This window comes from Sporosarcina gallistercoris, assembly GCF_014836415.1.
GTDB classification, from domain to species: domain Bacteria; phylum Bacillota; class Bacilli; order Bacillales_A; family Planococcaceae; genus Sporosarcina; species Sporosarcina gallistercoris.
Genome location: NZ_JACSQY010000001.1, coordinates 13,354 through 39,062 on the forward strand (window position 1 = coordinate 13,354; position 25,709 = coordinate 39,062).

Annotated in this window: 26 protein-coding genes; 11 read left to right on the plus strand and 15 right to left on the minus strand. The window is 42.7% G+C overall.

What is annotated here, in order from left to right; genetic code table 11:
* Nucleotides 1-164: 164 nt before the first annotated feature.
* The 3 genes from H9659_RS00080 to H9659_RS00090 all read left to right on the plus strand — a co-directional run bounded on the left by H9659_RS00080 (nucleotide 165) and on the right by H9659_RS00090 (nucleotide 1,130).
* Nucleotides 165-320 carry a DUF1540 domain-containing protein gene (locus H9659_RS00080; protein WP_191687895.1) on the plus strand — a complete coding sequence of 52 codons (156 nt, stop codon included), beginning with the start codon at nucleotides 165-167 and terminating at the stop codon, nucleotides 318-320.
* Between the two features lie 94 nt (nucleotides 321-414).
* Nucleotides 415-852, plus strand: a complete 438-nt coding sequence (locus H9659_RS00085; protein ID WP_191687896.1) for a hypothetical protein — start codon at nucleotides 415-417, stop codon at nucleotides 850-852.
* Nucleotides 852-1,130, plus strand: coding sequence for a DUF2653 family protein (locus H9659_RS00090; RefSeq protein ID WP_225217570.1), 279 nt, complete (start codon nucleotides 852-854; stop codon nucleotides 1,128-1,130). Before H9659_RS00085 ends, H9659_RS00090 begins: the two co-directional genes overlap by 1 nt.
* A gap of 45 nt (nucleotides 1,131-1,175) precedes the next feature.
* On the opposite strand, the gene H9659_RS00095 is transcribed toward H9659_RS00090, so the two are convergent.
* The 4 genes from H9659_RS00095 to H9659_RS00110 all read right to left on the minus strand — a co-directional run bounded on the left by H9659_RS00095 (nucleotide 1,176) and on the right by H9659_RS00110 (nucleotide 3,196).
* Nucleotides 1,176-1,778, minus strand: coding sequence for a superoxide dismutase family protein (locus H9659_RS00095; RefSeq protein WP_225217571.1), 603 nt, complete (start codon nucleotides 1,776-1,778; stop codon nucleotides 1,176-1,178).
* Between the two features lie 129 nt (nucleotides 1,779-1,907).
* The gene (locus H9659_RS00100; protein ID WP_191687898.1) at nucleotides 1,908-2,411 is read right to left on the minus strand and encodes an antibiotic biosynthesis monooxygenase family protein; all 504 of its coding nucleotides are present in this window, start codon (nucleotides 2,409-2,411) and stop codon (nucleotides 1,908-1,910) included.
* Nucleotides 2,412-2,502: 91 nt separating this feature from the next.
* Nucleotides 2,503-2,682, minus strand: a complete 180-nt coding sequence (locus tag H9659_RS00105) for a hypothetical protein (RefSeq protein ID WP_191687899.1) — start codon at nucleotides 2,680-2,682, stop codon at nucleotides 2,503-2,505.
* 211 nt (nucleotides 2,683-2,893) lie between these two features.
* Nucleotides 2,894-3,196 carry a YunC family protein gene (locus H9659_RS00110; protein WP_191687900.1) on the minus strand — a complete coding sequence of 101 codons (303 nt, stop codon included), beginning with the start codon at nucleotides 3,194-3,196 and terminating at the stop codon, nucleotides 2,894-2,896.
* A gap of 98 nt (nucleotides 3,197-3,294) precedes the next feature.
* Between H9659_RS00110 and H9659_RS00115 the strand changes: the two genes are divergently transcribed.
* On the plus strand, nucleotides 3,295-3,447 hold the full coding sequence (locus tag H9659_RS00115; protein ID WP_191687901.1) for a hypothetical protein: 153 nt from the start codon (nucleotides 3,295-3,297) through the stop codon (nucleotides 3,445-3,447).
* 42 nt (nucleotides 3,448-3,489) lie between these two features.
* On the opposite strand, the gene H9659_RS00120 is transcribed toward H9659_RS00115, so the two are convergent.
* Nucleotides 3,490-4,347, minus strand: a complete 858-nt coding sequence (locus tag H9659_RS00120) for a YitT family protein (protein ID WP_191687902.1) — start codon at nucleotides 4,345-4,347, stop codon at nucleotides 3,490-3,492.
* A 331-nt stretch (nucleotides 4,348-4,678) separates the two neighbouring features.
* Here H9659_RS00120 and H9659_RS00125 point away from each other — a divergent pair, with 331 nt between their 5' ends.
* Nucleotides 4,679-5,671 carry an LCP family protein gene (locus H9659_RS00125; RefSeq protein WP_191687903.1) on the plus strand — a complete coding sequence of 331 codons (993 nt, stop codon included), beginning with the start codon at nucleotides 4,679-4,681 and terminating at the stop codon, nucleotides 5,669-5,671.
* A 46-nt stretch (nucleotides 5,672-5,717) separates the two neighbouring features.
* Here the strand turns inward: H9659_RS00125 and H9659_RS00130 are convergent, their stop codons facing one another.
* The 6 genes from H9659_RS00130 to H9659_RS00155 all read right to left on the minus strand — a co-directional run bounded on the left by H9659_RS00130 (nucleotide 5,718) and on the right by H9659_RS00155 (nucleotide 15,278).
* Complete coding sequence (locus H9659_RS00130; RefSeq protein WP_191687904.1) at nucleotides 5,718-6,203, minus strand: cupin domain-containing protein; 486 nt, start codon at nucleotides 6,201-6,203, stop codon at nucleotides 5,718-5,720.
* Entirely contained in the window at nucleotides 6,193-6,972 is a 780-nt protein-coding gene (locus tag H9659_RS00135; RefSeq protein WP_191687905.1) for a hypothetical protein, read from the minus strand. Before H9659_RS00135 ends, H9659_RS00130 begins: the two co-directional genes overlap by 11 nt.
* A 21-nt stretch (nucleotides 6,973-6,993) precedes the next feature.
* The gene (locus H9659_RS00140) at nucleotides 6,994-10,803 is read right to left on the minus strand and encodes an AAA domain-containing protein (protein WP_191687906.1); all 3,810 of its coding nucleotides are present in this window, start codon (nucleotides 10,801-10,803) and stop codon (nucleotides 6,994-6,996) included.
* Nucleotides 10,804-10,929: 126 nt separating this feature from the next.
* Nucleotides 10,930-11,289, minus strand: coding sequence for a hypothetical protein (locus H9659_RS00145; protein ID WP_191687907.1), 360 nt, complete (start codon nucleotides 11,287-11,289; stop codon nucleotides 10,930-10,932).
* Nucleotides 11,290-11,702: 413 nt separating this feature from the next.
* Entirely contained in the window at nucleotides 11,703-13,748 is a 2,046-nt protein-coding gene (locus tag H9659_RS00150) for a CocE/NonD family hydrolase (RefSeq protein WP_191687908.1), read from the minus strand.
* 15 nt (nucleotides 13,749-13,763) lie between these two features.
* Nucleotides 13,764-15,278, minus strand: a complete 1,515-nt coding sequence (locus tag H9659_RS00155) for a BCCT family transporter (RefSeq protein ID WP_191687909.1) — start codon at nucleotides 15,276-15,278, stop codon at nucleotides 13,764-13,766.
* Between the two features lie 222 nt (nucleotides 15,279-15,500).
* Here H9659_RS00155 and H9659_RS00160 point away from each other — a divergent pair, with 222 nt between their 5' ends.
* Complete coding sequence (locus tag H9659_RS00160) at nucleotides 15,501-16,154, plus strand: TetR/AcrR family transcriptional regulator (RefSeq protein ID WP_225217572.1); 654 nt, start codon at nucleotides 15,501-15,503, stop codon at nucleotides 16,152-16,154.
* 135 nt (nucleotides 16,155-16,289) lie between these two features.
* Here the strand turns inward: H9659_RS00160 and H9659_RS00165 are convergent, their stop codons facing one another.
* On the minus strand, nucleotides 16,290-18,086 hold the full coding sequence (locus H9659_RS00165) for an adenylate/guanylate cyclase domain-containing protein (RefSeq protein WP_191687910.1): 1,797 nt from the start codon (nucleotides 18,084-18,086) through the stop codon (nucleotides 16,290-16,292).
* Nucleotides 18,087-18,093: 7 nt separating this feature from the next.
* Nucleotides 18,094-19,236 carry an HD domain-containing phosphohydrolase gene (locus H9659_RS00170; RefSeq protein ID WP_191687911.1) on the minus strand — a complete coding sequence of 381 codons (1,143 nt, stop codon included), beginning with the start codon at nucleotides 19,234-19,236 and terminating at the stop codon, nucleotides 18,094-18,096.
* Between the two features lie 132 nt (nucleotides 19,237-19,368).
* Between H9659_RS00170 and H9659_RS00175 the strand changes: the two genes are divergently transcribed.
* Nucleotides 19,369-19,719: a DUF3307 domain-containing protein gene (locus H9659_RS00175; protein WP_191687912.1), complete on the plus strand. Its 351-nt coding sequence runs from the start codon at nucleotides 19,369-19,371 to the stop codon at nucleotides 19,717-19,719.
* A gap of 67 nt (nucleotides 19,720-19,786) precedes the next feature.
* Here H9659_RS00175 and H9659_RS00180 read toward each other — a convergent pair whose 3' ends face one another.
* A complete protein-coding gene (locus tag H9659_RS00180) occupies nucleotides 19,787-20,836 on the minus strand; it encodes an NAD(P)/FAD-dependent oxidoreductase (protein ID WP_191687913.1) in 1,050 nt (349 codons plus the stop codon).
* 118 nt (nucleotides 20,837-20,954) lie between these two features.
* On the opposite strand from H9659_RS00180, the gene H9659_RS00185 reads away from it, so the two are divergent.
* From H9659_RS00185 to H9659_RS00200, 4 genes are all read left to right on the plus strand, one after another.
* Nucleotides 20,955-21,749, plus strand: a complete 795-nt coding sequence (locus H9659_RS00185) for an ABC transporter ATP-binding protein (protein ID WP_191687914.1) — start codon at nucleotides 20,955-20,957, stop codon at nucleotides 21,747-21,749.
* Nucleotide 21,750: 1 nt separating this feature from the next.
* Entirely contained in the window at nucleotides 21,751-22,677 is a 927-nt protein-coding gene (locus H9659_RS00190) for an iron-hydroxamate ABC transporter substrate-binding protein (protein WP_191687915.1), read from the plus strand.
* 67 nt (nucleotides 22,678-22,744) lie between these two features.
* Nucleotides 22,745-23,743 carry a FecCD family ABC transporter permease gene (locus H9659_RS00195; RefSeq protein ID WP_191687916.1) on the plus strand — a complete coding sequence of 333 codons (999 nt, stop codon included), beginning with the start codon at nucleotides 22,745-22,747 and terminating at the stop codon, nucleotides 23,741-23,743.
* A complete protein-coding gene (locus H9659_RS00200; protein ID WP_191687917.1) occupies nucleotides 23,740-24,747 on the plus strand; it encodes a FecCD family ABC transporter permease in 1,008 nt (335 codons plus the stop codon). Before H9659_RS00195 ends, H9659_RS00200 begins: the two co-directional genes overlap by 4 nt.
* A 42-nt stretch (nucleotides 24,748-24,789) precedes the next feature.
* Here the strand turns inward: H9659_RS00200 and H9659_RS00205 are convergent, their stop codons facing one another.
* A complete protein-coding gene (locus H9659_RS00205) occupies nucleotides 24,790-25,545 on the minus strand; it encodes an SDR family NAD(P)-dependent oxidoreductase (protein ID WP_191687918.1) in 756 nt (251 codons plus the stop codon).
* Between the last annotated feature and the right edge of the window lie 164 nt (nucleotides 25,546-25,709).

Genomic DNA, 25,709 nt, shown 5'->3' on the forward strand with positions numbered 1-25,709 from the left:
ACAAATCCGCATGTCATAATTTCCTAATCAGATTACCATCAAGTCACTATACGCCTCTTTTTGACATACTTCAAGTTTTTTAGTTTGGCATTTAATTATAATTTTTTTACCTGCATAGTGACGTATGCCTTGCACATCCTATATTGAAAAGGAGGTGCTTATAAATGGGACAGAGGATCCGATGTGAAGTGAATAATTGTAAGTTTTGGGCTGAAGGGAACAAATGTGAAGCGGATGAAATTTACGTTGTCAGTAAAAAAGGCAACCATGCGAAGTCGAGCAGCGAAACAGACTGTAAAACGTTCATTCCACAATTGTAAAAAGTGAACTGTTTTAACTTTTAATCATTCTATTGTACAATGATGAAGAGAATCGTAATGAGATTCATCACTTCATCGGAGGTTTGACTAGTACATGAAAAAAATTGCGGCAGCGTTTTTAGCACTCACGCTTATTCTTTCGCCTATGGGAACATTCGTATTTAACGACCATGCCCCATCGGCCGAAGCGAAGGGCTACAAATCCGGTAAAAAAGGATTTACACCTAACCAGAACAATTTCAACAAACCAGCAGTCGATAAAAAGAAGGACAATGCTTCTTTTACTAAAAACAATGGTTCACAAACAGCAAAGCCAAAATCAGGTGGGCTCATGAAAGGGTTAATGCTCGGTGGACTAGCTGGACTTCTTTTTGGTAGTCTGTTTGCTAACATGGGCATTCTTGGTTCCATCTTAGGATTACTCGTAAATGTCTTTGCGATCATTGCTGTGATCGGAATTATCCGGATGGCTTATAACTATTTCAAGAAAAAGAAACAGGATAAAGATGACATGCATCGGTGGCAGAACTGATGATTGAAGAACAAGATATTATTAACGCCATTTGCTTGTATCAGGCGAAACACAAATTCGTCCCAGCTGAGCAAGTGGAAGTTGAACTGTTTTATGATGATGTCGAAGGATTCTATGCAGAAGCTTTCGTAAATGGCATGACGGTCACTATGAATACTTTTGACATGACCCAAGCACTTCGGATGTGGATCGAAGAACAACTTCACCAAGATCCTTACGCGACCGGCATAAAATTCCTATTGGATGATGACCGGGGTATTATCGCCTCGCTCATGTAACTCTCTAGAAATGGACAACCTGATTTCAAGGTTGTCCATTTTTTGTTACTTAATAATGCCACATGCAATTCGGTCACCGGAATTCCCGGATGGCTGAGTCCTTCCGTCATCTTTCAGTGCATGGATGACGAGTGCTGTGCCAGAATCTTGTAGCAATGAATTGGATTGATCTGTTTCCAATGTTACATTATTAGCTGTGAACTCGTCGTCCACTTTACCGTCTTCGCCCACTTCTAAATTAGGCAAATCACCCGCATGAGGACCCTCTTCCGATTCTAGTCCATGCTGCTTTCCATCGGGATTAAAGTGATCGCCTGCTGTTTTAAAATCTGGAGCTTCACAAACACCAGCCTCGTGGAAGTGGAATCCATGGCTGCCTGCAGGAAGTCCTTCAGCCTTCAGATGCACTTTGACCCCTTCATCCATTTCTTCCAGTTCTGCTGTTCCAGTAGTTTGACCTTCTGCATCTTTTAAATCCACTAATACGATGAAAGGTGCCGTCTGCATGTCATCATCCGCTCTTGTTACGGCATTGTTTTTTTCAACTTCCTGACTTGGCGTCATCTGTTCAGAATCATCTGCAGCTCCACATGACGCCAAGGCAAGTACAAAAGCTAATGATGGTAAAATTGCGATGTCCTTGATCAATTTCAGCCCTCCTTAGATCACCCTATAATGTTCTCTTTCACTTGCATCCCTGTTTTTAAACATAGACTCCTTGCAAACTAAAAAACCGATCCCCCATTGTGAAATAGGAAACCGGCAGTAGCTGTTCATTCAGTCTACTTTTTTGTAACTTGTTACAAATGATGGCCTTGAGAAGATATTCGGCTTTTTGTCTATTCCTTCGTCTGTTCCACGCTTTTTGTGTGCGTTCGCGTAAGCTTGAGAATTTTGCCATGCTTTGAAAGATTCCTCATCTTGCCACATTGTCAAAATGACATACGTATCGCTTTCTAATGGACGAAGTACCCGGATTGCAGAAAACCCTTCAGTATCTTCAATCTGTCGTGCACGTCCCATGAACCGCTGTTCAAAAACTTCTCTTCCCTCTGCCGTGACAGGGATATTATTGAAAACTGCATAGTTTCCATTAATAATCTCACCTGAAGCATCAAGAACTGTATAGGAATCCGCTTCAGCAAAACCTGCAGAACCATCGTTTTCCTGGATAAGCACAGCTTCGTTTCCAAGCTCCATAAGAACAAGTTGCTCTGTTGTTAAACTTTCTTTAATTGCTTTTAACTCTGTTACATCTCCGTATGTTACATGAATATTCATATGCTGTCCCCTATCTGGCTGAATGAATCGTTGCGTTTAGAAAGAGCAAAACCGGCAGAAATCACCTGCCGGCCACATTCAGATCATTTGTTCAATGCCATGCATGTTTTCTGCGTTCTTTGACTGCGATGAAGGCCGATGAGCCCGCTAAAATAGAAATTACCAACGCGCCCGAAATTAACCCGTCCGTGAAAACTCCAGAGAAGTTACTTGCTATAAGAGCTGCTGATGCAATGCCACAAACAATCGCAGCAATAATGATTTTTTTCATAGCACTCACCTTTCCCATGCGCATAGACATCTCGCAGTTGACCGCATGGCGATTATGTAGTTATTGAGATTGTTTCTCAATTTCATCATAAAACATCAGGTAGGGAATCGCAACAATAATCCCTGATTCAAAGCAAACTTATTGAGGTTATGTGTCAAAAACAAGAATCCCGATGAATCCCCAGAATTCTTGTTTTGTTTTCTGTTATTCATTAAATCATTTTCGCCAATGCTTGTTCCCCTGTCATCCCAGCCATTATTCCCCATTCTTCTGCTTCAAGAGTCACGGATTCCAGCGGCGCCGCCAATAATTCTTCAATCGTTTTCACACCTGTCGCGCGCCCCGCAACAATGCGGCGATCTGACAACAGTCGATTCAAAAGCCCTACATCAAGTGCTCCACACATAATATAGCCGTTTTCGTTTGAAACTGTCAGTAATGTAGTTTTAGGAAGTGAAACTGATACAGCTGTAAAACTGTGACCTTCAATTTGAACTGTAGTAACCGTAACCATCCCATCCTCCCCTTTCCCTTTATAAGTATGGCGCCCGACCTCAAGCCGTGACTAAAATCAGTCAGCGATACCCATACTTTTAAAAAGGAGGATGACAAATGGCAAAACGTAATATTGATGGTGAAAAGAAGTCAAAGCCCCCTCAGATGCCGGGTCGAGAAGAATTTTCTGCTGATTATTCTTCATACGGCGAAAAACGGGAAGCACTTAAAGAACTTTACAGAAAGTCTGAGCGTGAAAAGAAAAAGTGAAAATCACCCTGCTTGGACGTTCCATAGCAGGGTGATTCCACATTAAGTAATCGATTGACCTTCCCGACGGAAAAAGCCGAAAATGCCAACGGTTTGAACGATATTCGCGAATGCATTCGGATCGACTTCATTGATTATTTTTTCCAAATCGTACAGTTCATATCGTGTTATGACCAAGTACATCATATTCTTTTCTTCTTTCGTATAGCCACCTTTTGCAGGCAAGATCGTAATTCCCCGCACCATCTGATTGTGAATGGCCTCTTGCAGCTCGTCTGCTTTACGGGTAACAATCATGGCTGTCACTTTCTCATGACGGGTATGGATCGCGTCAATGACTGCAGTTGAGACATATAGCGCAACCATCGTATATAGTGCGTTTTCCGGTTCGAATAAAAATCCTGCCGCCACAATGATGATTCCGTTCAGCAGCAAAAAATACGTTCCTATCGGCTTATCCTGCAATCGTGATAATACCATCGCTACGATATCCATTCCACCTGTGGATGCACCGAGTTTCAGCGAAATTCCGACACCCACTCCACCGATAACCCCTCCAAAAACAGCGTTGAGGATAATGTCATCTGACAACGACATGACTGGAAGTATTCCCATGAAAATCGTTGTGAAGATAACAGACACGATACTGTAGATGGTAAAGCCTTTCCCCACTTTAAACCATCCTAGTATGAAGACTGGAACGTTCAATGCTAAGAGCAGAATCCCTGTTGAAACTGTAATTCCTGCAAAGTCTGTGAGCACACTGGATAATAGCTGCGCAATCCCCGCGAAACCACTTGCATACACATTTGCGTTAATAAGAAACAAGTTCAGAGATACAGCTAGCAATAACGCACCTAAAATAACAGTCACGATTCGTTTTGCTTCAATAAAAAACATCGTACATCTCCTTTCGTACCTTTTTTTAAAATTGAATTAGAGAAAACAAAAAAAGTCCTGTCTGACGGAGAAGACAAGGACAGTCCGTCACACCCTCATTTGAAAGGTGAGTTATGCATCTATTCATTTGCTATTATAACTAGCATACCCTCTGTATGCAATCACATTCCGATTCCCCTCCATATAAGTATTGCAAAAAATCGAATTCCATCGTATGCTTCATTAGTTAGAGACGAATAAATGATATGAGAAAACATTTCTTGTAGAAATGCGTCCTACTTACAAAGCAATAAACCGCACTTTTGCGGAACCAACTACAGGTGGTGGCACTATGAACCGTTCGGAACGTCGAACTCGTAAAAAAAAGAAAAAAATCTGGATAATCCTGCTCATATTATTCCTCCTTATCGGTGGTGCATCTTATTTTTGGTTTGACCAGTTCAAAGCTGGACAATCCTTAGCAGGTGAAAAACCTGGAAATGGCGAAGAAGACATTTTTAACGCTCCAGAACCTCAATATGGAGAAATCAATATTTTGCTTTTAGGATCTGACGCACGTCCAGACGAAAATGAAGGACGGTCTGACTCATTAATGATCGGCCATTACAATCAAGATACAAAAGAATTGAAAACCGTCTCGGTCATGCGCGATATTTACGTAGATATTCCAGGACACGGAAAACATAAGATGAATGCTGCCTACTCCTTAGGGGGTCCGGAACTTGTGCGACAAACCATCAAAGAAAACTTCGGATTAGATATTCATTATTATGCAGAAGTCAATTTTGACGGATTTCCTAAGATGGTCGATGTAGTAGCGCCCGACGGCATCGAAGTGGACATCCCATACCGCATGTCACATGGTATTAATATGACGCTAGAACCTGGTGTTCAAAGGCTTCACGGGGAAGAACTGCTAGGGTATGTACGATTCCGTCATGACAGCAAGAGTGATTTTGGGCGCGTCGAGCGTCAACAGGAAGCCCTAGCTAAGTTAAAATCAGAAGCAACTAGTCTGCACAGCTTAATGAGCCTCCCTAAATTATTGGGTATGGCTGATAGTTATGTAAAAACAAATCTCGATAAGAAAACGATGCTTTCAATTGGGAAAGGGTTGTTGAGTAATAAAGACTCAGGGATTGAGTCTATGCGTTTACCAATTGATGGATCTTTCGACGAAAACCAAAGGATTCCAGGTGTCGGTCAGGTGTTGACGATCGATTTCGAAGAGAATTCAAAGGCTCTCAATGACTTTTTGTCTTCAGAATCTTCAACTTCCACTTCGACGGATAAAAACAGCGAGACCAACAACGACACTGAATAAGCCAATACTTAAAAAGACGTTCAGCCATTTCCGGCTGAACGTCTTTTCAAGGTGTCATCGTTTTAATAATTGCAGTATGTTGAGGGAACCGTGCCATCAGCTCTTCTTCAGTGAACAATTTAAAATCCTTAAAGTCGAATCCAGGAGCTACCATACAGCCGACTAGCGCATAATCTCCCTTTTCAATCATGGATGAACCGAAAATGGTCCCCGCAGGAACAAGTATTTGCGGCCTTTCCCCTTTCTCAATATCCAGTCCTAATTTCACCGCTGAATACGCTCCATCGGTTGAAATCATGTGGACAGTTAGTGCATTCCCATCATGGTAATACCAAATTTCGTCTGATTGGAGCTGATGAAAATGAGAAATTTCACCATCCGCTAACATGAAGTAAATACTCGTATAGAGTGGTCTTGTTCCGGAAGAAGTGTCGATTGTGCTTCCAGCTGAAAATGAGCTGGCAAAGCTGCCACCTTCCGGATGTGGTTCGAGCTGTAATTGTCTTCTCCAATATGCGGCATTACGTTTCATGTACTTTTTCCTCCTTTTTGTTTATGTAACGGTTACGCCAGCTTGAGCGTTCTTTCGTCATGACCATTTGTTCCAATGTTTCATCCCACTGCTCTGTATAGCTGTTCCAAATTCTCGCAAATAAGGTATCTTGAGTTGTATTATGGACGTGAAACTCGAAACAGGGGATTGGAATCTGTTCAACCTTCTCAACTTTCAATACTTGTTCGACGACTCGCTGTCGTTCTGACGTATTTTCCTGTTCCACGAATGCAGAAAGATGAGTTCGAACTAAATCAGTAGGCAAGTTATTTGTTGACCAGTTACTTGGGTCCTCTTCGTAACGGAAACGATCCTGACTTTCTTGAAGAGGCTGAGAGTTCTGTACATCCAGGAATTCGTTGTGAAGTGGACTGACTATAAGCACCGTCTCTTCAACTTCCGATTCATGAAGAAGCATCCCCGTTGTCAATTGGGAAACTCCTAGCTCCGTAACAGACCAGACGTCTTTGTTCACTATGAGTCCTGCCCCTTTCATGATCGAAAGGAGATCTTCAACAAATAATAATTCGACTCCGAGCACTTGGGCAAGTTCCTCTGGGTGCTCGATGCTTAGTTGCTGCAAGGTTATCAACATCATTTTCATCAGGACATCCATTTTGGTTTTCGTAACGGTCTTGTATGAAACGCGGACTTTTTGAGCTGTAAGTGCCCAAGACAAATCCGAGAGAACTTTATTATCCAATGACTGTTGTAATTCCTTATGCAATCGTTGTTTTAGCTCATCCACGGCGTGGCCCCCCTCCTTTCATTATATAACTGGTGCGGAAAGGGATCGGATACCCCCTTGCCTGCTGATTTCATCGTAAAGATGCTGGTACATGTCACGAGTTGTTTTCGACTTAGGTCTGTTGATGAACATCTCCGAACTTCCTACAATGATCAGCAATTCTTTTGCCCGGGATAGCGCGACATTGAGGCGTCTGTAATCTTTCGCAAACCCGATTTCACCGCTTGCATCTCCGTGATTCCGAACAAAACTTACGATAATGAACTCCATTTCCATTCCTTGGAATTTATCGACGGAACCAGTTCTGAAGTCCAGGTGTTCCGTCTGAAGATCCTCTTGAATCATCTGGTTAATGCGTTTGACTTGCTCTCCATAGAAGCTGATCACGCCAACTTGTTTTTTTGTATCCGCTGGCAGTTTCCCTTGTTCAATGACCTTTCTTGTAGCTTGGTCCAAGTCTTGTATCAAGTTACGAATCGTGTCTAGTTCACTTTCGTTGTATCGGCTTGTTCCACCTTTTGGCTTCGCTTCATAGAAATCGGGAGTATTCGGTTGATCCACCCACAGCAAATGATCCCCTGATCCTACGAGGTCGGTTTCAAGATGATGGGCTCGTGCTACATCCGAATCAGGCAGCCCACATAGGAGCTCATAGCCATTTTCGTTATAGAAAGGAGTTATGGACTTCATGATGCGCTCGTGCATTCTGTATTGAATACCTAACATCGTCTTATTTTGTTTTGGCAATGTCCTGAACAATCGTTCAAAGAGTGACTCTTTCAAGAGACGCTCCATATCTTTTTTCTGTTCATCATCAGGCATTTCCTCCAAAAACTCTTCCATCGTTTCTTGACCAACCAATGGTGGCAGCTGATGATGGTCACCCACAAGCACAATCTTTTTCCCTTTTAGCATCGGGAGCAATAATTCCGGCGGGGTTGCTTTCGAAACTTCATCGATAATGACTAAATCGAAGACAGGATATTCTTCCACAAATTCTTTACGTGCGGAAGCGACACACGTAGTACCGATTACGTTTGCGTGTTTGACGTATAGTTTTCGAATCTCATCCAAGTCATAAGGGCTTGCTTCAGACAGCATCTGATGCCATGTATTTTGAACAGATTGGATGACCGGAACGTTTCCTAGTTGCTTCGTCACAAGCTCTAACTGTCGTTCCACTTCTATTTGCTCTCGGTTATTTTCTTTTATCAGTAGTGCTGGGTCGTTCAACAAAGATTGTTGGAGTGTCTCTTCCTGGGTCCGTCTCTCTGTTAACATCTTGTCTAGTCCATTCAGTTGTTGACTTTGTTCACTTTCCACTTTGGAGTTGGAGTAGATGGAAGCTTGAATAGTATCCTTTTGTTCACAGGCTTTTTTAAGGTGTTGCTCTGTTTCTTTCATGGATTTCTCTGTTTCAAGTGCTTCTTGTATAGCTTTGGATATGGCTTCAAGTGACACTTCAGCCTCGCTAAGAACGACAGCCAAGGTTTCAGGTGACGACGATTCATCACTCAAGTGCTGAACTTCTGACAGATGCCCGTTTAACTGATTAAAACGGATCTGTATATCTTTCTTGTGAGCCGTTAATGTTGAAAGGTTTTCATTGAAAACTTCTCGGACTCTCTTTTTTATGTCTTCAAATAACAACGTCGTAGATTGTGCTTCTAAAAGAAACGCAGAAATGAAGTTTTTCCGATCATGCAGAAGCGCCACAGCTTTCGTTAAATTTTCCAGACAATCATAGGATTCCACCGAAAAGGACGTTGTGCTTAATATCTTTTTCACATTCGGCTGGACTAAATAACGTCCGACCCGGCTTACCGTTTCCTGGATTGACTGAAGGGAGTGGCGGTTCCGGAATCCCTTTGGTATCCGAATACGATTATGGAACTGATGCTCTTCCAAGATTTTTGTAACGGTAGTAATTGCCTTATCGACTCTAGCAACCGTATCAGACCAAGCTGTAAAGCTCTCTTCTCCGCCTACTTCTTGAATGCGGTCAATTTGACGGATCAGCTCCGTCATCTTGTTATCCAGTTCAGGAGGAGGCACAAACTCAACTTCGTCTAAAAGATCTTTCAAATCATTTAGCTTCCCTACACTTGTCAACTTAGTGAGGGCTGTTTGATAAGCTTCTATCTGAGCGGAAGTATGCTCAATCGACGTCTGCAACTTATTCACTTGAGCGACCATTTTAGTGAGCGACTGGCTCGTTTTCAGCAAGTCGATTCGCTCTTTCAGGTTTGTGCGTTCACGTTCCAGTTCACTCAGATTTACAGTGGAAAATCCGGTCAATACGTTCTCTAAGCGTTTGATTTCACTGATTGTTTCCGTTAGTTTTTGCTCAAATAATTTCTTCGCAGCCTCATTTTTTTCGATTGCGAGTTGCAGTTCTTGTTTTTTGCGATGGAATCCTTTTATTTCCTCTTGAACTGAAAGGAGTTTTTCTTTGTCGTCATTCCATAGCTGCTGTTGTTCTAGTAACTCAGCTCTCTGCAGAAGAAGCGTTCGGTTTTTTTCACTGAATTCTTCTTCTTGTGACCGAAGAGTTGCTTCAAGCTGACTGTGCTGGGCAAGTTCGGCTTCCATCGCTTCTAACGTTTGAGTGCGCCAGTGTTCCGCTACGTTCTCTTCTATGAATTTACGACCTTCTTCTTCGATGCTTTCCGTCCTGCCGTACCGTAAAATCCGGATGTCTGGATTGTGAAGTAGTCTTCCTAATGCATTGTCTACTGCGAGATTCGCTTGAGAGGCGACGAGCGTCCGTAAACCAGCTTTAACAGCCTGATTGCAAATTTCCGATATGACTGTGGTCTTACCTGTACCAGGCGGCCCTTGGATGACATACAAGTCACTTGCATTCATCGCTCCAGTGACTGCTTCCTGTTGGAACTCGTTCAAAGAGGTTTCAAAATGCAGGGGTTCCCTACGTTTTGTTATTTTCACAACAGGGCGTTCTTCAAATAAGATCTTTTCTAAGTTAGCATTCGCTGCCAGTCCGTCTTGAAGATCTTTGAATCCTCTTCTAAGCCTTCTTACTTGGCTCAGTTCTGCAAAGTTGCTGAAAACGATCGATTCGTAATCTTTTCCTTGAAAGCCGGATTTACGGGCACTTTGGATGGCGTTTTTCTTCAGTTCCACGTCAATTCGATTTGTTTTTTTGTCCACATTGACGACATTCCCAAGGTCATAAGACACATTAGCGAACTTTGCTGAAAATCCTGTGATCGTTCTCCAAGCCTTACTTGGCAGGCCATCGATCCAAATAGACGCTTGCCTGAACTCTTCACTTAACGTGACTGATTTTACACGGGCGTGAAGATCTTCAACATCCGCGTTCTTTTCCATAATTCGCAAGTAGCCTTCCCAGCCACCAATTCTTTTTTTCACATACTCGGAACGTTCTTCCGCAATCGGAAGCTCGCGTAAAAGTGTTGCGAAATCGATAGGCAATGGAATTCCCGAGCTCTTCCCTAACTTGAATTTGACAATTGCCCGCAGCCGTCGATTCGTCGCTACAGGTTCCCGCTTGCCGCGCAGATGAAATCCTGTCGCAAGAAATCCATCATTTTTCACAATGCATTCCAGAACTGGTACACGACCGTCCAACAGATCCTTCAGCTTCAAATTCTCTTCTGGATCAAAGAAAAACGAAAATGCTTGGTTCCCTTGCTGATTTTCCGGCCTCTTTTCAATATGTACATGGAATGATTTTTGCATAGCAAAAAAAGTGTGTTCGTCTTTGGCGATTTTTTCAATCCCATTCCGAGCACTCGTTGTCATCGTCAATTCGCATTTAACCGTCTCTTCAAACGTATGTCGGTTCATTGCCTTCACTTCTTTCGGTCCGTAAAAAAAGGTCAGCCATTCGAAAATGGCTGAACCTGTTCTTATTCATCATCTGTTATCCATTATAAACGAAAATGGGTGTTGCTGCGAGTGCGAAAAGACATGTTATGAAGGTTCGTTTTCATCATGGATAGAATCTCGTTCCATTCCAAAGCGGGATTTAGTTTCTTCCATCTCTTGCATGGTGATGACTTTCCGGGTGAATGACTCCAGTGACTCGAGCTGAATATTGAGTTGTTCCAATTCGCCGCTGTCATAAAACGGTTCTCCCCAATAGGTAGCATTCGTATTAGATGCAGCGAGTAAACGGATCATCTGCATGTTGACTCCACCAGCGGTATCCTCATCGGAAACAAGTACCTCTTCTGGTGTGTAGTCCGTTTGGTTCACATACAATGTCTTCTGATCTCCTTGAATGTGAGACGCTTGTTGCACAAACTCTTCCAGGGATGTTGGTTGGTTCATAACGCCACCTCCTTTATGTACTCTTATGAGTCTTCCCTTTTAGGTGGGTGTTGTAAACAAGATGGGTTTCATGAGGAGCGATTATTTCTTAATATTTGTTTGAAGTTAGTTTTTGTCATGTAATTGGGAGTGGAGTGCGGTTGGAGTTGCGGTCGCATGGATTTTATGAGCGGTTTGTTTTAGTTTATGAGCACTTTCCTTGAGTTATGATCATAATTTTTAAATTATGAGCGATTTTCTAAGTTTATGAGCGTTTTCCTCGTTTTATGATCACACGGCAGCGTTATAAGACGGTCATTTTCAAAAGTTGGCCATAGAGTAAGCGATAACAATCTTATATCGCAAAAAGCTGCTGAGGGAGACAGTTTTCACTGAATCCTTCAACAGCTTCCTTGGTAGTAATCTCCGTTACATCAAGTGTAATCGCGTTCGATTTTTTCTTCCCACTTCTTGTGGAACACTTGTTTCTCGTTTTCCCATGCTTTCAATTCATTCATGAGATAATAATGGGTTTCATCTGCAGTCATCGTACTCTTTGTCTCTAAATACGTTTGCCATCCATCTTTCCCAACGCTCAATGTCCAATCGCATTCTACACGGGCACTGAGCGGATCATTTTCTCTTATGGTATAGACATTTCGATTGGTACTTCCATATTCGATCCCATTGACATGCAGTTTACGCTTTCCTTCATCTGAAAAGTCATCCAAAATCCAGACGCCGGTTGCTGCATCATGCTTCACTTCACGTGTACGGCCCGCTTCACGCATAATGTCTTTCTCTAATACGGGAGCTGTTTCCGCTTGAGCAAAAGGTTTTAACGCCTTGTCGAGATCTTTAGGATTTCTAAGCGGCAAGACTAGTGCTGTTTCTTCTCCCGTTTCTATTGTAAAGGTAACCGGTTCCGGGAAGGGCCAAATATGCGGCCAATAGTTTGGTGAAACGGCGAGCTGCCAATGGTGGCCTTTTTGCAGCGTATGACCGATAACGTCCATCTTCACAGTTATGTCGTAATACTTTCCTGGCTCCAAGTAACTTGGTGTCTCGTCGCTCTCGCGGTGCGTTAGATTCAGCACGCCCCAAGTGATGCGAGTTGCAGAACCATCGGGTGCGACGTCATTGAGTCTCACCACTAAATGTGCAGCTTTTTTATCCGAAGCTATTCTGCAGCGGAATTCGGGTTCTCCAAGAATAGGTTGGTCTTCTTCGACAGGAGCCGCATCGAATACAACCGCCATCCCATTCTCAATTCGCTGATCGGCAGGAAGGTCCCCTGGCTGACCAAATGGACAGAAGACGCCTGCATACAGTCCGTGTTGTTGGACGGACGATACAATCACTTGTTTGTTTTCAGGAGTTTCAAATAAGTTCTTGCCGTTCAAGAAAAGATGCTTTTCCTTTATATGTGCAGGAGGCCATTGGTCTTCAGCAACCCAGTGGCCAGGGCGATATGAATACTCTGTCTGTGGAGGAACGCTATCTTGCATGTAGACACGAACCATTGGCTCGTCCATGATGCCAGTGCGTTCGTTTTTCAGCCATTCATCCCACCAGCGGACTGCTTCTTGCAGGAATCCGATTTGCGGACCTGGAACCGCCATTTCAGGATACTCATGCGCCCAAGGACCGATCAATCCTTTTTTAGGTCCTTTTAAACCTGTTAATAATCTTGGAATGGCGTTCGTGTAGCCATCTGCCCAACCGCCTACTGCAAAGACGGGAATCGTTATATCCTGGTAGTTTTCAATGACAGAGCCGTGTTTCCAGTATGCATCTCTGCGCTGATGTCTGACCCATTCTTCTACATAAGGAGGAGTCAATTCCATACGCTCCAACCAGTTTTCTTTCCAAGATTCTCCTCGGACTTCCGGAAATTGCGGACGTGCATTGTAGGCAAACATCGTACTCGCCCACCAAAGCATATCTGAAGCTAGCATCGCACCTCCCTTATAATGGACATCATCTGAATACCGATCATCTGTCGAACACAATGTGATGATTGCTTTCAGCGCCGGATGTTGGCGCGCAGCAACTTGGAGTCCATTGAAGCCTCCCCACGATTTGCCGATCATCCCGACACTCCCAGTTGACCATGGCTGTTTTGATATCCAGTCCAATATTTCCAGTGCATCATCTTGCTCTTGCTTCAAGTATTCATCATACAAAATGCCGTCCGAATCGCCGGTTCCACGGATATCGACACGAATGCTTGCATAACCATGTCCTGCAAAGTAAGGATGACGCAGGGAATCACGCAATGCTGTGAATTCGTTTTTACGATACGGCAAGTACTCAAGGATTGCTGGTACAGGGTTTTTTTCTGCATCTTCCGGCAACCAAATGTGTGCAGCCAATTGTGTCCCGTCAGAAAGCGGGATCATGACGTTCGCTAATTCTATCGTCTTCTTAGGGAATGTCGTGCGGATAGATCGATTTGTTTCTCTTACGTTAAATACCATAAGAATTGCCTCCAATCATTTGTTTAAGTTTTCGTTCGGGAAATCTTCTCGCAACCATCTAATAAACGAGACGAGCAGCAACAAGTAGATAATGAATATCGGTACAGCTACAATTACTGCAGAAGTCTGTATGACGCGAAGCCCTCCAACTAGAAGCAGTGATATGGAAAGTACGGCAAGTATTGCTCCCCAGATCATACGATGCCACCGTGCAGGATCTTCACCAGGTTGTAATTCTTTTGTTGCAACAGCTGCTAAAATGTACGTTGCAGAGTCCATCGATGTCGATAAAAATACGACACCAACGATTACAAAGAATGGCAACACAAGTACGTCGAGCGGTAAAGAACGGAGAATTTCCACAACAGCTGCCGGTCCACTTTGTTCGGATAATGTTTTGGCAACATCCGCAACGCCTTGTAACTGCAAGTTCATGGAGTAACCACCGAATACCATGAAATAGATCCAACCGCCGATAGACCCCCATAGAAGCATGTGGGTGATGAGCTCACGCAACGTACGCCCTTTGGAAATCCGGGCGACGAATAATCCCATGAACATCGCGGTTGCCGCAAACCAAGCCCAGTAGAACACTGTCCAACCTTGAGGGAATCCCCCTTTGGCAATTGGATCTGTATGGAAACTCATGAATGTAAAGTTTTGAAGCATCATTCCAAAACTGTTCGAAAAATACGTGAGTATAAACGAAGTAGGTCCTGCGATGAAAACAAAGATAGCAAGGGCGACCGCTAAGTAAATATTAATATCACTTAGTCTTCGAATCCCTTTTTGCAAGCCTAAAAAGGCACTGGCAGAGTAGATAATTGTTATAAGAATAACGATAACTGCATCCATTCCTAGCGACGGTTCAATGGAAAGTATCGATCCGACAACTGCGGATACCATGGGAACACCAAGTCCTAAAGAAGTTCCAAGCCCTCCGACTAAACTCCAAATCACTAGCACATCAATAAGCTTTGCCACCCAGCCATCTGAATATTTACCAAGCGCTCCACTTAGTGCTGTACTGATTTTAAGAGAGGGACGTTTCCTCACGTAATAGGAATATGCGATTACTACAGTAGGAAATGCATAAAGAGACCATGCAGAGATTCCCCAGTGGAACAAACCATATGTAAGCGACCATTCAGCTGCTTCATTTGTACCTGATTCAATTCCAAATGGAGGACCTGTAAAGTAGGAAATCGGTTCAATCATGGACCAATACATGATGCTGGTTCCCATTCCTGCTGTAAACAGCATCGCACCCCAACTGAAACTGGAGAACTCAGGTTTCCCTTCTCCCAATTTAATACGGCCAAACTTACTGAATGCCAGCCATATTAAAAATACGAACAGTCCGAAAGTCAAAAATTGAAAAGCCCAATCCATTTTAAACGTTATGAATGTCATGACATCATCTAGTACGGGTTCAGCACTCTCCCTAAAGACTACAAGCAACACAGTTGCGAGTAAAATGAACCCTATCGAAGTCCAAAACACGAACGGATCTAACTTTGTTTTCTGCATCCTTCAACCCCCTTTTTTGTTTCACAACTTGAATTTGATAACGCTTTCAAATATCACAATTCAATGGTAATTGAATTGCGGTATCTTCATTTCCGTTATATAATCATGATTATATCGTGAACGTGTTTATACTATCAGAATAAACTCGCTAGTACAAGCAGTTTAAGATAGACTGGTAGTATTGTACAATTAAGGATATAAGAGAAAAGCGAGGCGCTCCATTTGGATAAAAAAAAGCTTCAAAAGAGCAGAATGTGGAAATACTTTGTCGAGGCCACAACAGATATTATTGAAGAAGAAGGTGCGAGAGCGGTTACAATCCGTAAAGTCGCTGATCGTGCAGGTTACAATAGCGCAACCATTTACAATTACTTTGACGAGTTTTCACACTTGCTGTTTTTCGCGTCGATGAGATTGATGCAGGAATATACAGTTGAAGTGACGAGACGCATGAACGAGAGCTCATGCGCCATAGAACAATATGAGATTGCATGGGAATGTTTTTGTGAATATTCGTTCAAACAGCCAGACATTTTCTACTCCGTTTTCATCCGGGATTTAGGGGATAATCCAGACAATCTATTGGAGAAATACTATGAATTCTATCCCTCTGATATAGTAGACGTTCCTGCAGAGATCAGAATGAGCTTACTTGAACAAAATGTTGTAAATAGAGGCAATCCCATCTTAAAAAGAGCTGCAGAACAAGGCAATCTAGATCCGGATAAAATCGAATCACTCAATGAAGTCACCATTTTAATCTGGCAAGGAATGCTTATGAACTTCCTAAACAATCGGATTGAAGCAACACCCGAGGAAGCTGCGAGTCGGACTATGGTCTATGTGTCGGAGATCATTAACCGGTTGAAAATCTAAATTAATTTTAAAAGCCATGCAATCCATCGCATGGCTTTTCAGGAAATCATCAACATATTCTAAGTACGATTCTTAGTTTCCTCTTTTATCCTTATAATTATTAGGAGATGCAATAAAGATTAAAAAGATTTCTTTTTAATCTAAGGCGTCTAATATAGGAGTCAATCTAACTAATTGAATGGGGGAATCCATTCCGTGAAGCGTTGTCGAGAACTCCTTGGCAGTTCCTAGACTTTCTTCCATATCCAACTCATCAAAAAGGTTCTTCTTCAACACGATGTCTCCTCCCGTGCTCTGTTGTTGAACACGCGCAGCCATATTAACAGTTCTGCCAAAGTAATCTAACACTCCATTTGCATTGACCGCTATAACAGGCCCCTCGTGCAGACCCACCTTTATCGTGACTGGGTTATTCAATAAATTATTGAGGGATGAGACTGATGATTGTATTTCAAGTGCTGCATACAACGCTTGAATATTGGAAGCGAAAGCCGCCATGATTGAATCCCCTATGGTTTTTACAATCGTCCCTTCATGAGCTCGGATTATACTACCTAGCGACGTAAAATGTTTTTGGACATCGCTATATGCCCTAGCATCTCCAACCCGTTCATATAATTGAGTCGAATCCTTCAAATCTGTAAACAGAATGGTCAACTTACCTACACCTATTTGCATACCCGGTGCAAGGACTTCAGCTGGCAGCAAATCACGGAACAACTGAAGTGAAGTAACTTCCCGTGCTGTAAGGGCAAATTCGTCCCAACGTGTCTCTTCGAATGCCACAACTAATTCTTCATCACTTTCGTTGACTATTGAAATATTTCTACTTTGGATGAGAAATGGTTCGGTAATACCATCCGGCTGTAGATGAATCTGGGAAGATTCCATATTAGGTTGAAAGATAAATGGGATTTTAAAATTATACTTCACTAACCTAACTTGCATATCCTTTGGAATACTAGACCAAGGTATATGTGTTATCGCATGAGGGGGAATTCTAAACTGTCCAACAGTATGAGGTGAATTGGTTGGTCCGTTTATGCAAAACGTTTCCTCGTTAGTTTTCCGAATCGCTCCGTTCACGTGAAAGGTCATTTCTACATAGTTTTCAAAATCAAGGTCAAAGTCAACACCACATAAATCACAATGTACTGTTTTTTTCACGTCTTTTAAGACAGAAGCATGGTCTTTAGCAACACGGCAGTTCGGACACATCAAACTCCATTCATAATCCAACACTCCCGTTTCACTCGCAAACAAAAAGAGACGGACTGCTTGTTGTTTCGTAAATCCATGCTCAAATGCCCAACGGTAGGGCTGAATAGATGTCACAGCTTCATCCGATTCCATCCGAATGGTCCTGATGAATGAGTCGACAAGGTTCCGTTCAAGAGATAACTCCTTCAAGTGGTGCTCTGCATCTTGTAAAAGGCGTTCATTCACCTGGATGGATTTCTGTTCTTTTAATGTCGGCACCTGGCTCTTTGTTGCTGCAGCGTCTTCGACATAACTAAATGTCTGATAGAGTTGAGGAATGATCCCTTTCTTTAATGCTATTTTGCCTATGAGAGAACGGTATTCAAACACTCCAGTCAACGTCATATTCGTTACTCGCTCGTCCACTTTCTCAAGTGACACTTTCCAAATGACACGCTCTACAGGCCCCTTCGTGTATTTACGTTCAACCGAGTAGAAGGATCCGCGTACCCATTCAAAAACGTGTTCTTCCCACTCAACCTCTACAAATCCGAAAGCTTTTCCTTTAGCTTTTCGAATGAGCTGACGGGTTCCAGTCGTAAACGGTGAAAAGCTGACTGGAAATAATCCAATGTATCGGTTCAAGCGATTGGTGTCAGAAACAAGTTCCCACACGATTTCAAGTGGCAAGTTTACTAGACGAGTTTCTTTCATTGATATATTTTTTGCCAATGTTCCTTCACATCCTGTCGGTATAACGATCACGAATTGCAACAAATTCATCTAAATGTTCAAGGAATATATCAATTAGCGCAGGATCGAATTGTTTGCCTCTTTGCTGAGACATATACGTGACGATTTCTTCAAGCGGCCAAGCCTTTTTATACACCCGGTCACTGCCGAGTGCATCAAATACATCTGCGACTGCTGTAATCCTTCCGAATATATGAATCTCTTCTTCCTTTAAACCTCTGGGATATCCGCCGCCTTCCCATCTTTCATGATGTTCGTAAGCGATAATTGCAGCCGTTTTCAACAATTCACGTTCTGATTTCCGGAAAACATGATATCCGATCACCGTATGCAACTTCATTTCTTCAAATTCTTTAGGCGTCAACTTTCCAGGCTTCAACAGTATTCTATCAGGTGTGGCAACTTTGCCGATGTCGTGCATGGGAGAGGCGTAACGGAGAAGTAGTGCTTGCGGCTCTGAGATACCTGCAAGTTGAGCCAGCTTATATGAATAGGTTGCCACACGTTTTACATGATTGCCGGTTTCTTGTGATCGGCTCTCCCCTATTTCCCCCATTGTTTCTATAATCTCTTTTTGTGTGTCCAACAATTCGTTATGTAAGATAAAGGCATCCAACGATTTTCCTGCATACGTTGAAGCGAATGTTAACAACTCTTCATCTTTTTTGGAAAAGCGGGAATTTCCGAGCTTATTGATAGCCTGGAAAGCGCCAATTATTTTTCCTTCTCGGTTATTGAAAGGAATGCACAATATGGATCGAGTCCTATACCCAGTTTCCTGATCTACAGCTGTATTAAATCGCTCGTCCATATAAGCATCTTCTACATTAATTAACTTCCCGGTTTGTATGCTTCTTCCCACAAATCCGCTCGTATCAGTTATTGTAATCCGTTCTACTCCGTGGCCTGCTACCGTCCAAACATTCCGGGTAGCAGGTTCATGGAGCCAAACCGTACACCGATCTGCTTGGACTAACTTTGTACCTAAATCTGCTAATAACAATAACATCTTAGTAATGTCCGTTTCAGTAGACATTTTTCCCATATATTCAAAAATCGTAGATAACAATAGATCTGATTGAGAAAAGTCAGAGGAGTCAGGAGATGATCCTATAAGTATTTTTTCCATTTAATAATCCTTTCTGTTTAAAACTGTTGTCACGATACTCACTGTTTGTAATAATAGTAGCATGAATCAGTTATGAATACACAACTAAAGTCATTAGATTTCTCATAAAATCAGTAAATCGGAGGTAACAGCGTGACATTATTCTCATATTTAATCGTGGGCCATCTGATTGGCGACTATTTACTGCAAACAAGATGGATGGCTGCTGGGAAAGCAACAAAATGGGCACCCCTCATCACGCATTGCTTCATTTATACATCGGTTGTTAGTGTTGCATTTTTAATGAATTCTGGCATGATTCCTATAAGTGCGGTCGTTCTTATTTTTGTAAGTCATGTCATTTTGGATCGCCGCCGTTTTGTCGCTTGGTGGGCAAAGACAATCATGGGGCTAAAAGATGAAGAGCCTGCTTGGTTACTGATTATAGCTGATCAAATTTTCCATATAATCGTACTTGCCCTCATTGCACACATATGGGGGTAAGTACGAAAAAAAGAAGCAGTATAGTTCATCTGCTTCTTTTTTTGACGGGATTTAATGATAGATCATATTATTTTATCAACTGTTCGACGAGTTTCTTATTGCGTTGTTTAAAAACTTCGTTGTGTGAACTTACCATACCCGCTTGGGATGCTTTTGGATCTAAATACATTTTTGCACTATTGACGGCGTTTGCTGCATCTTGGAATGCGCCAGCGATAAGATTGACTTTGCTCTCATGGAAAAGAACGTCCCCGGCAGCAAAGATTCCAGGAACTGAAGTCCCGCTCATAGGTGTTCCGGCAATTCGGTGATCATTTGTGAGTTCAAGTTCCGCATCACTGCCTCCTATTAAGGATGTATCCACTTCGTACCCATGATTAATGACCACGTCGTCAACTTCTAACGTCAGTCCGGATTCTTCTAGGCAATGTTTCAATTCCACTTTTTCTATGGAATGATGATCATTTGATGCAATCAGTTTGTCAATTCTTGTATTGAAGTGACACATCACTTTACTTTGAAGCAATTGCTGAACTTGAGCTTCATGTCCGTTCAAGTCACATTTACGATACGTTAATATCACTTGTTCAGCAATTGGCTCCAGTTCGTTCGCCCAGTCGATTGCAGCATTCCCACCTCCTGAAATCAGAACACGTTTCCCTTTGAAATATTGAAGTGATTTCACTGTGTAGTGTAAATTTGAGACTTCGAACCGCTCTGCACCTTCTATTTCCACCTTTTGTGGCTTCAGGATCCCACTGCCTACTGCAAGAATGACTGTTCGACTATAATGTTCCGTACCGGAAGAGCCAGTCAGAACAAAATGTCCATCTTCATTTTTTTCAATGCCTGTCACTTTCTCATTTAAGACTACTTCGGGGTTGAATGTCATGCCTTGTTCCACTAACTTATCAATCATATGAGCTGCAGGTGCTGGAGTGACACCACCAATGTCCCAAATCATTTTTTCTTGATAAACATGCAGTTTGCCGCCAAGTTCCGGTTGAAACTCGATGATTTTAGTGGACATTCCACGTAATCCACTATAAAAAGCAGCATATAGCCCTGCTGGTCCTCCACCGATAATTGTGACATCTACAAGTGTTGCTTCAGACATCCTTCATCCCCCTAAATTTATATTTGACTTCCTTGGAATCACTCTTTATAGTAGCATTATACCGATAATGAGAATCATTATCAACGATTATCGCGTATTAAAGATTGGAGTGCTTGAAATGGTACGCTTGGCGACTGAAAACTTACAGATTGCTTATGGTGAACAGCTCATTGTGGACGACTTATCCGTTACGATTCCGCATAAAAAAATCACCGCGATTATCGGGGCGAATGGATGTGGCAAGTCGACTTTTTTGAAAGGGATGACTCGACTGATTCCCCGCCATTCAGGGAAGATCTTGTTGGATGGAGAGGATATTGCAAATCATAAGACAAAAGCACTTGCTCGTGAAATGGCGATTCTACCTCAAACGCAAGAAGCCGCAAATGGTCTGACGGTGGCGGAACTTGTTTCATATGGTAGGTTCCCCTATCAATCAGGACTAGGACGGTTGTCTGCAAACGATTTCGATGTCATGAATTGGGCAATGATGGTAACAAATACCAATTCTTTCCGCGATCGCCAAGTGGATGCCCTTTCCGGAGGTCAGCGTCAGCGTGTGTGGATCGCAATGGCACTTGCTCAAGAAACGGATATCATTTTTCTTGATGAACCGACCACGTATCTGGATATGGCACATCAGTTGGAAGTTCTTGAACTGCTACAGAAATTGAATATTGAACAGGAACGTACCATCATCATGGTGTTACACGATTTAAATCAGGCAGCCCGATTCGCCGATTATTTGATTGCGATGAAAGATGGGAAGATCATTAAAGCAGGTACTTCAGAAGAAGTGATAGAGCCGGCAATTTTGCGTGATGTTTTTAGGATTGACGCAGAAATCGGGATGGATCCGAGAAGCGGAAAACCGATGTGTATTACATACGATCTATTAAAAGGAGATTACTGATATGAAAAAGGCACTTTTATTGTTAACACTTGGACTAGTACTTATACTCGGAGCTTGTTCTTCGAAAAATGACGATGCTTCAAAGGAACAGGCGAAAGACGAACCATCAAAAGAAGCAGGAACTATTACATACGAATCTGAAAATGGACCAATCGAAGTTCCCGCAAATCCAGAGCGTGTTATCGTCTTATCGACATATGCAGGACATGTCGCCGCACTCGATGTTCCAATTGTTGGGGTGGACTCTTGGTCAAAGACGAATCCTCGGTTTGACAAGTATTTAAAAGATGCTGAAGAAGTAACTGACGAAGACTTAGAAAAAATCATTGAATTGGAACCGGATCTGATCATCGGGTTATCGACTATGAATAATATTGATCGGTTGAAAGAGATTGCTCCAGTAGTCACGTTCACTTACGGGAAAGTGGATTATTTGACTCAGCAAGTCGAAATCGGTAAGTTACTGAACAGAGGGGATGAAGCTCAAGAGTGGGTCACGGATTTCAAAGCACGCGCAATGGATGCAGGGGAAGAAATCAAAGCGAAAATCGGCGAGGATAAGACCGTTTCAGTTATTGAAAACTTTGACAAGCAGCTCTATGTATACGGCGATAACTGGGCACGAGGAACTGAAATCCTTTACCAAGAAATGAAACTTCCGATGCCTGAAAAAGTGAAGGCGGATGCATTGAAAGATGGTTATTTCGCTCTTTCTGCCGAAGTGCTTCCTGAATATATGGGTGACTATGTAATTTTAAGTCGGAACAGTGATGGCGATAATTCCTTTATGGAGACTGAAACATATAAGAATACTCAAGCTGTGAAAGATGGTCATGTATTTGAAGCTGAAGCAAGTGAATTCTATTTCAACGATCCTCTAACACTGGAGTATCAGCTTGAATTTTTCAAAGAACACTTTTTAAAGTAATCATTATTCAAGAAGGATTCTTTCACCTTGAAAGAATCCTTTTCTTTTGCGAAAGGAGTCCTGGTTCATGAATCTGCGGAACATGCCATTTTCAATCAAGTTCAGTATTGCTTGTATCGGGTTGATCGCCTCACTGCTTGTGGCAATGAAACTAGGTGCAGCGAATATATCCGTTTCTGATATTTTGCTTGCAATTATCGGTGATACAAGTAAAAACAGCTTGATTTTACGCGAAATCCGTTTTCCTCGCGAACTTGCTGCATTACTAGTCGGTTCTGCATTAGCCGTTTCAGGTGCCATCATGCAAGGGATGACTAGAAATCCTCTAGCTGATCCCGGTTTGCTTGGCTTAACTGCAGGAGCCAATGCAGCTCTCGCGATTGCAATCGCACTCGCTCCTTCACTCAATTATTTCGGGATTATGACTGCTTGTTTTTTAGGGGCAGCTGTTGGCGCCATAGTTGTCTTCGGCATCGCTTCTGCAAAACGCGGTGGCTTCTCCCCCTTCCGTCTTGTATTGGCAGGAGCTGCAGTCTCGACGTTCTTTTTTGCGGTTGCCGAAGGTGTCGGCATCTACTTCAAAGTATCTAAAGACATTTCCATGTGGACAGCCGGTGGTGTGATTGGGACTACTTGGTCTCAACTTCAAATTATTGCTCCAATGATTGGTATAGGAATAGGAATCGCACTTTTGTTGTCCAAACAATTGACCTTATTAAGTTTAAGCGAAGAAGTAGCTGTAGGTTTAGGGCAGAACACATTCAAGATTAAAATGTTCCTATTCGTGCTCATCATCATTTTAGCTGGTTCTGCTGTGGCTTTAGTCGGAAATTTGGCGTTCGTGGGTCTGATGATCCCTCATATCGTTCGCGCACTTGTCGGCACTGATTATCGATTCATATTGCCAATGTCTGCAGTTATTGGCGGTGCATTCATGTTGCTTGCAGATACATTAGGCCGGACGTTGAATGCACCATACGAAACACCTGTTGCCGCTCTTGTTGCAGTGATGGGCTTGCCGTTCTTTCTCATTATCGTCCGTAAAGGAGGGCGATCTTTCTCATGATCCACTCTCAAATGTTAAGGAAACAACGTCTCTTATTAATTGTTTTCAGCTTTCTTACTATAGGAACCGCAATTGCCGCAATTGCACTTGGACCTGCTTCCGTAGATCCTGTACGCATCTTCCCTGCACTTTTCGGAAACGGTACATTTAAAGAGGAGTTTGTATTATTTTCAATTCGCCTCCCTCGTATCGTCATCACATTTTTAGCAGGAGCAGCACTTGCGCTTTCGGGATCGATTCTTCAAGGAATCACACGAAATGACTTAGCGGATCCTGGAATTATCGGCATCAATGCAGGAGCAGGTACTTCCATTGCATTGTTCTTTCTGTTTGTACCTGTTGAAGCAGGGGCGTTTGTGTATGTGATGCCGATTGTCGGGTTGGTTGGGGCATTTGTGACCGCATTCCTCATTTATCTCTTCGCTTATGATAAAAAAACAGGGATGCAGCCTGTACGATTGGTATTAACAGGCGTAGGTTTCTCCCTAGCTCTCTCGGGAGTCATGATAGTTCTCACTTCTTCAGCGGACCGTGACAAGGTGGATTTCATCGCGAAGTGGCTAGCAGGGAATATTTGGGGGTCTGATTGGCCGTTTGTCATTGCGTTATTGCCTTGGTTACTCATTCTCGTACCGTTTGCGTTATACAAAGCGAACAAGTTGAATGTATTAGGTCTAAGCGAATCTGTCGCCATAGGGATTGGAGTTTCTGTCGAGAGGGAGCGTATTATTCTTCTCATCACTGCAGTTGCGCTCGCAGCCTCAGCAGTTTCCGTTACGGGAGGAATTGCTTTTGTCGGATTGATGGCACCTCATATCGCGAAATCATTGGTCGGTCCACGCAGTCAACTCTATCTTCCAATTGCTATTCTTCTTGGCGGCTGGTTGTTATTGCTCTCAGATACGATTGGCAGAAACATATCCAGCGCAGGAATTATTCCAGCAGGATTAATCGTATCCTTAATCGGCGCTCCATACTTCGTCTATTTGTTGTTACGGAAATGAGAAAAACACGATCCCGATTTTTCAGAGGATCGTGTTTTTTAGTTAGCGTAATTTAGTTGCGCCGCCGTCTACCATGATCGTTTGTCCAGTAATGTACGATGCATCTTCACTCGCTAGGAAGACTGCTACGCGACCGATATCGCCTTCCAATTCGCCAAGACGACGCATTGGGATATTATTAAGCATTTTGTTATATGCTTCCGGCTGATCTTGTGCCCATTGCTGAATACCTGGTGAATTGGCAATCGGTGAAATCAAGTTCACGTTGATGCCGAATTGACCCCATTCGTTTGCAGCTACACGAGTAATTGCGCGAATCGCTTCTTTTGCAGCCGCGTATGTTGCTTGCATGACATCTCCGTTAATGCCGGCACCTGATGAGAAGTTGATAATTGCCCCTTCAGTCTTCTTCAAGTGTGGATATGCAGCTTGCATAAGATAGAATGTTGGATAGAATCCTGTGTTAAATGAGAAATCCATGTCCGCTTGAGTTGCGTCTGCAAGCAATACTTGACGTGACGCGTGTGCATTATTGACAAGGATGTCAAGTTTGCCATATTTGTCGACAACTGTCTCGATAATATCTTTCAGCTTGTCGCGGTCTGTCAGGTCAGCTTGGATAAACATGCTTTCAGGTTGGAATTCCTGAAGTTCTTTCACCATTGCTTCACCCGTTTCAGCGTTCAAGTCAACGATTGCAACCCTTGCTCCCTCTTTAACATACGCTTTTGCCATACCACTTCCTATACCGCCAGCACCGCCAGTAATTACAGCTACTTTACCATCTAATTTACCCATATATATCACTCCTTTTCTTCCTTACTAGTTTAACACTAAAATATCAGTTAATAAACACTCGTGCTTCATTATTCCCCAATTGCATTTCATTACACTTGAGTTCGAATTCACTGTGAATTTTTAAAAAATCAAATTTCTCATGTGTACACCGTATTACTTGGGGT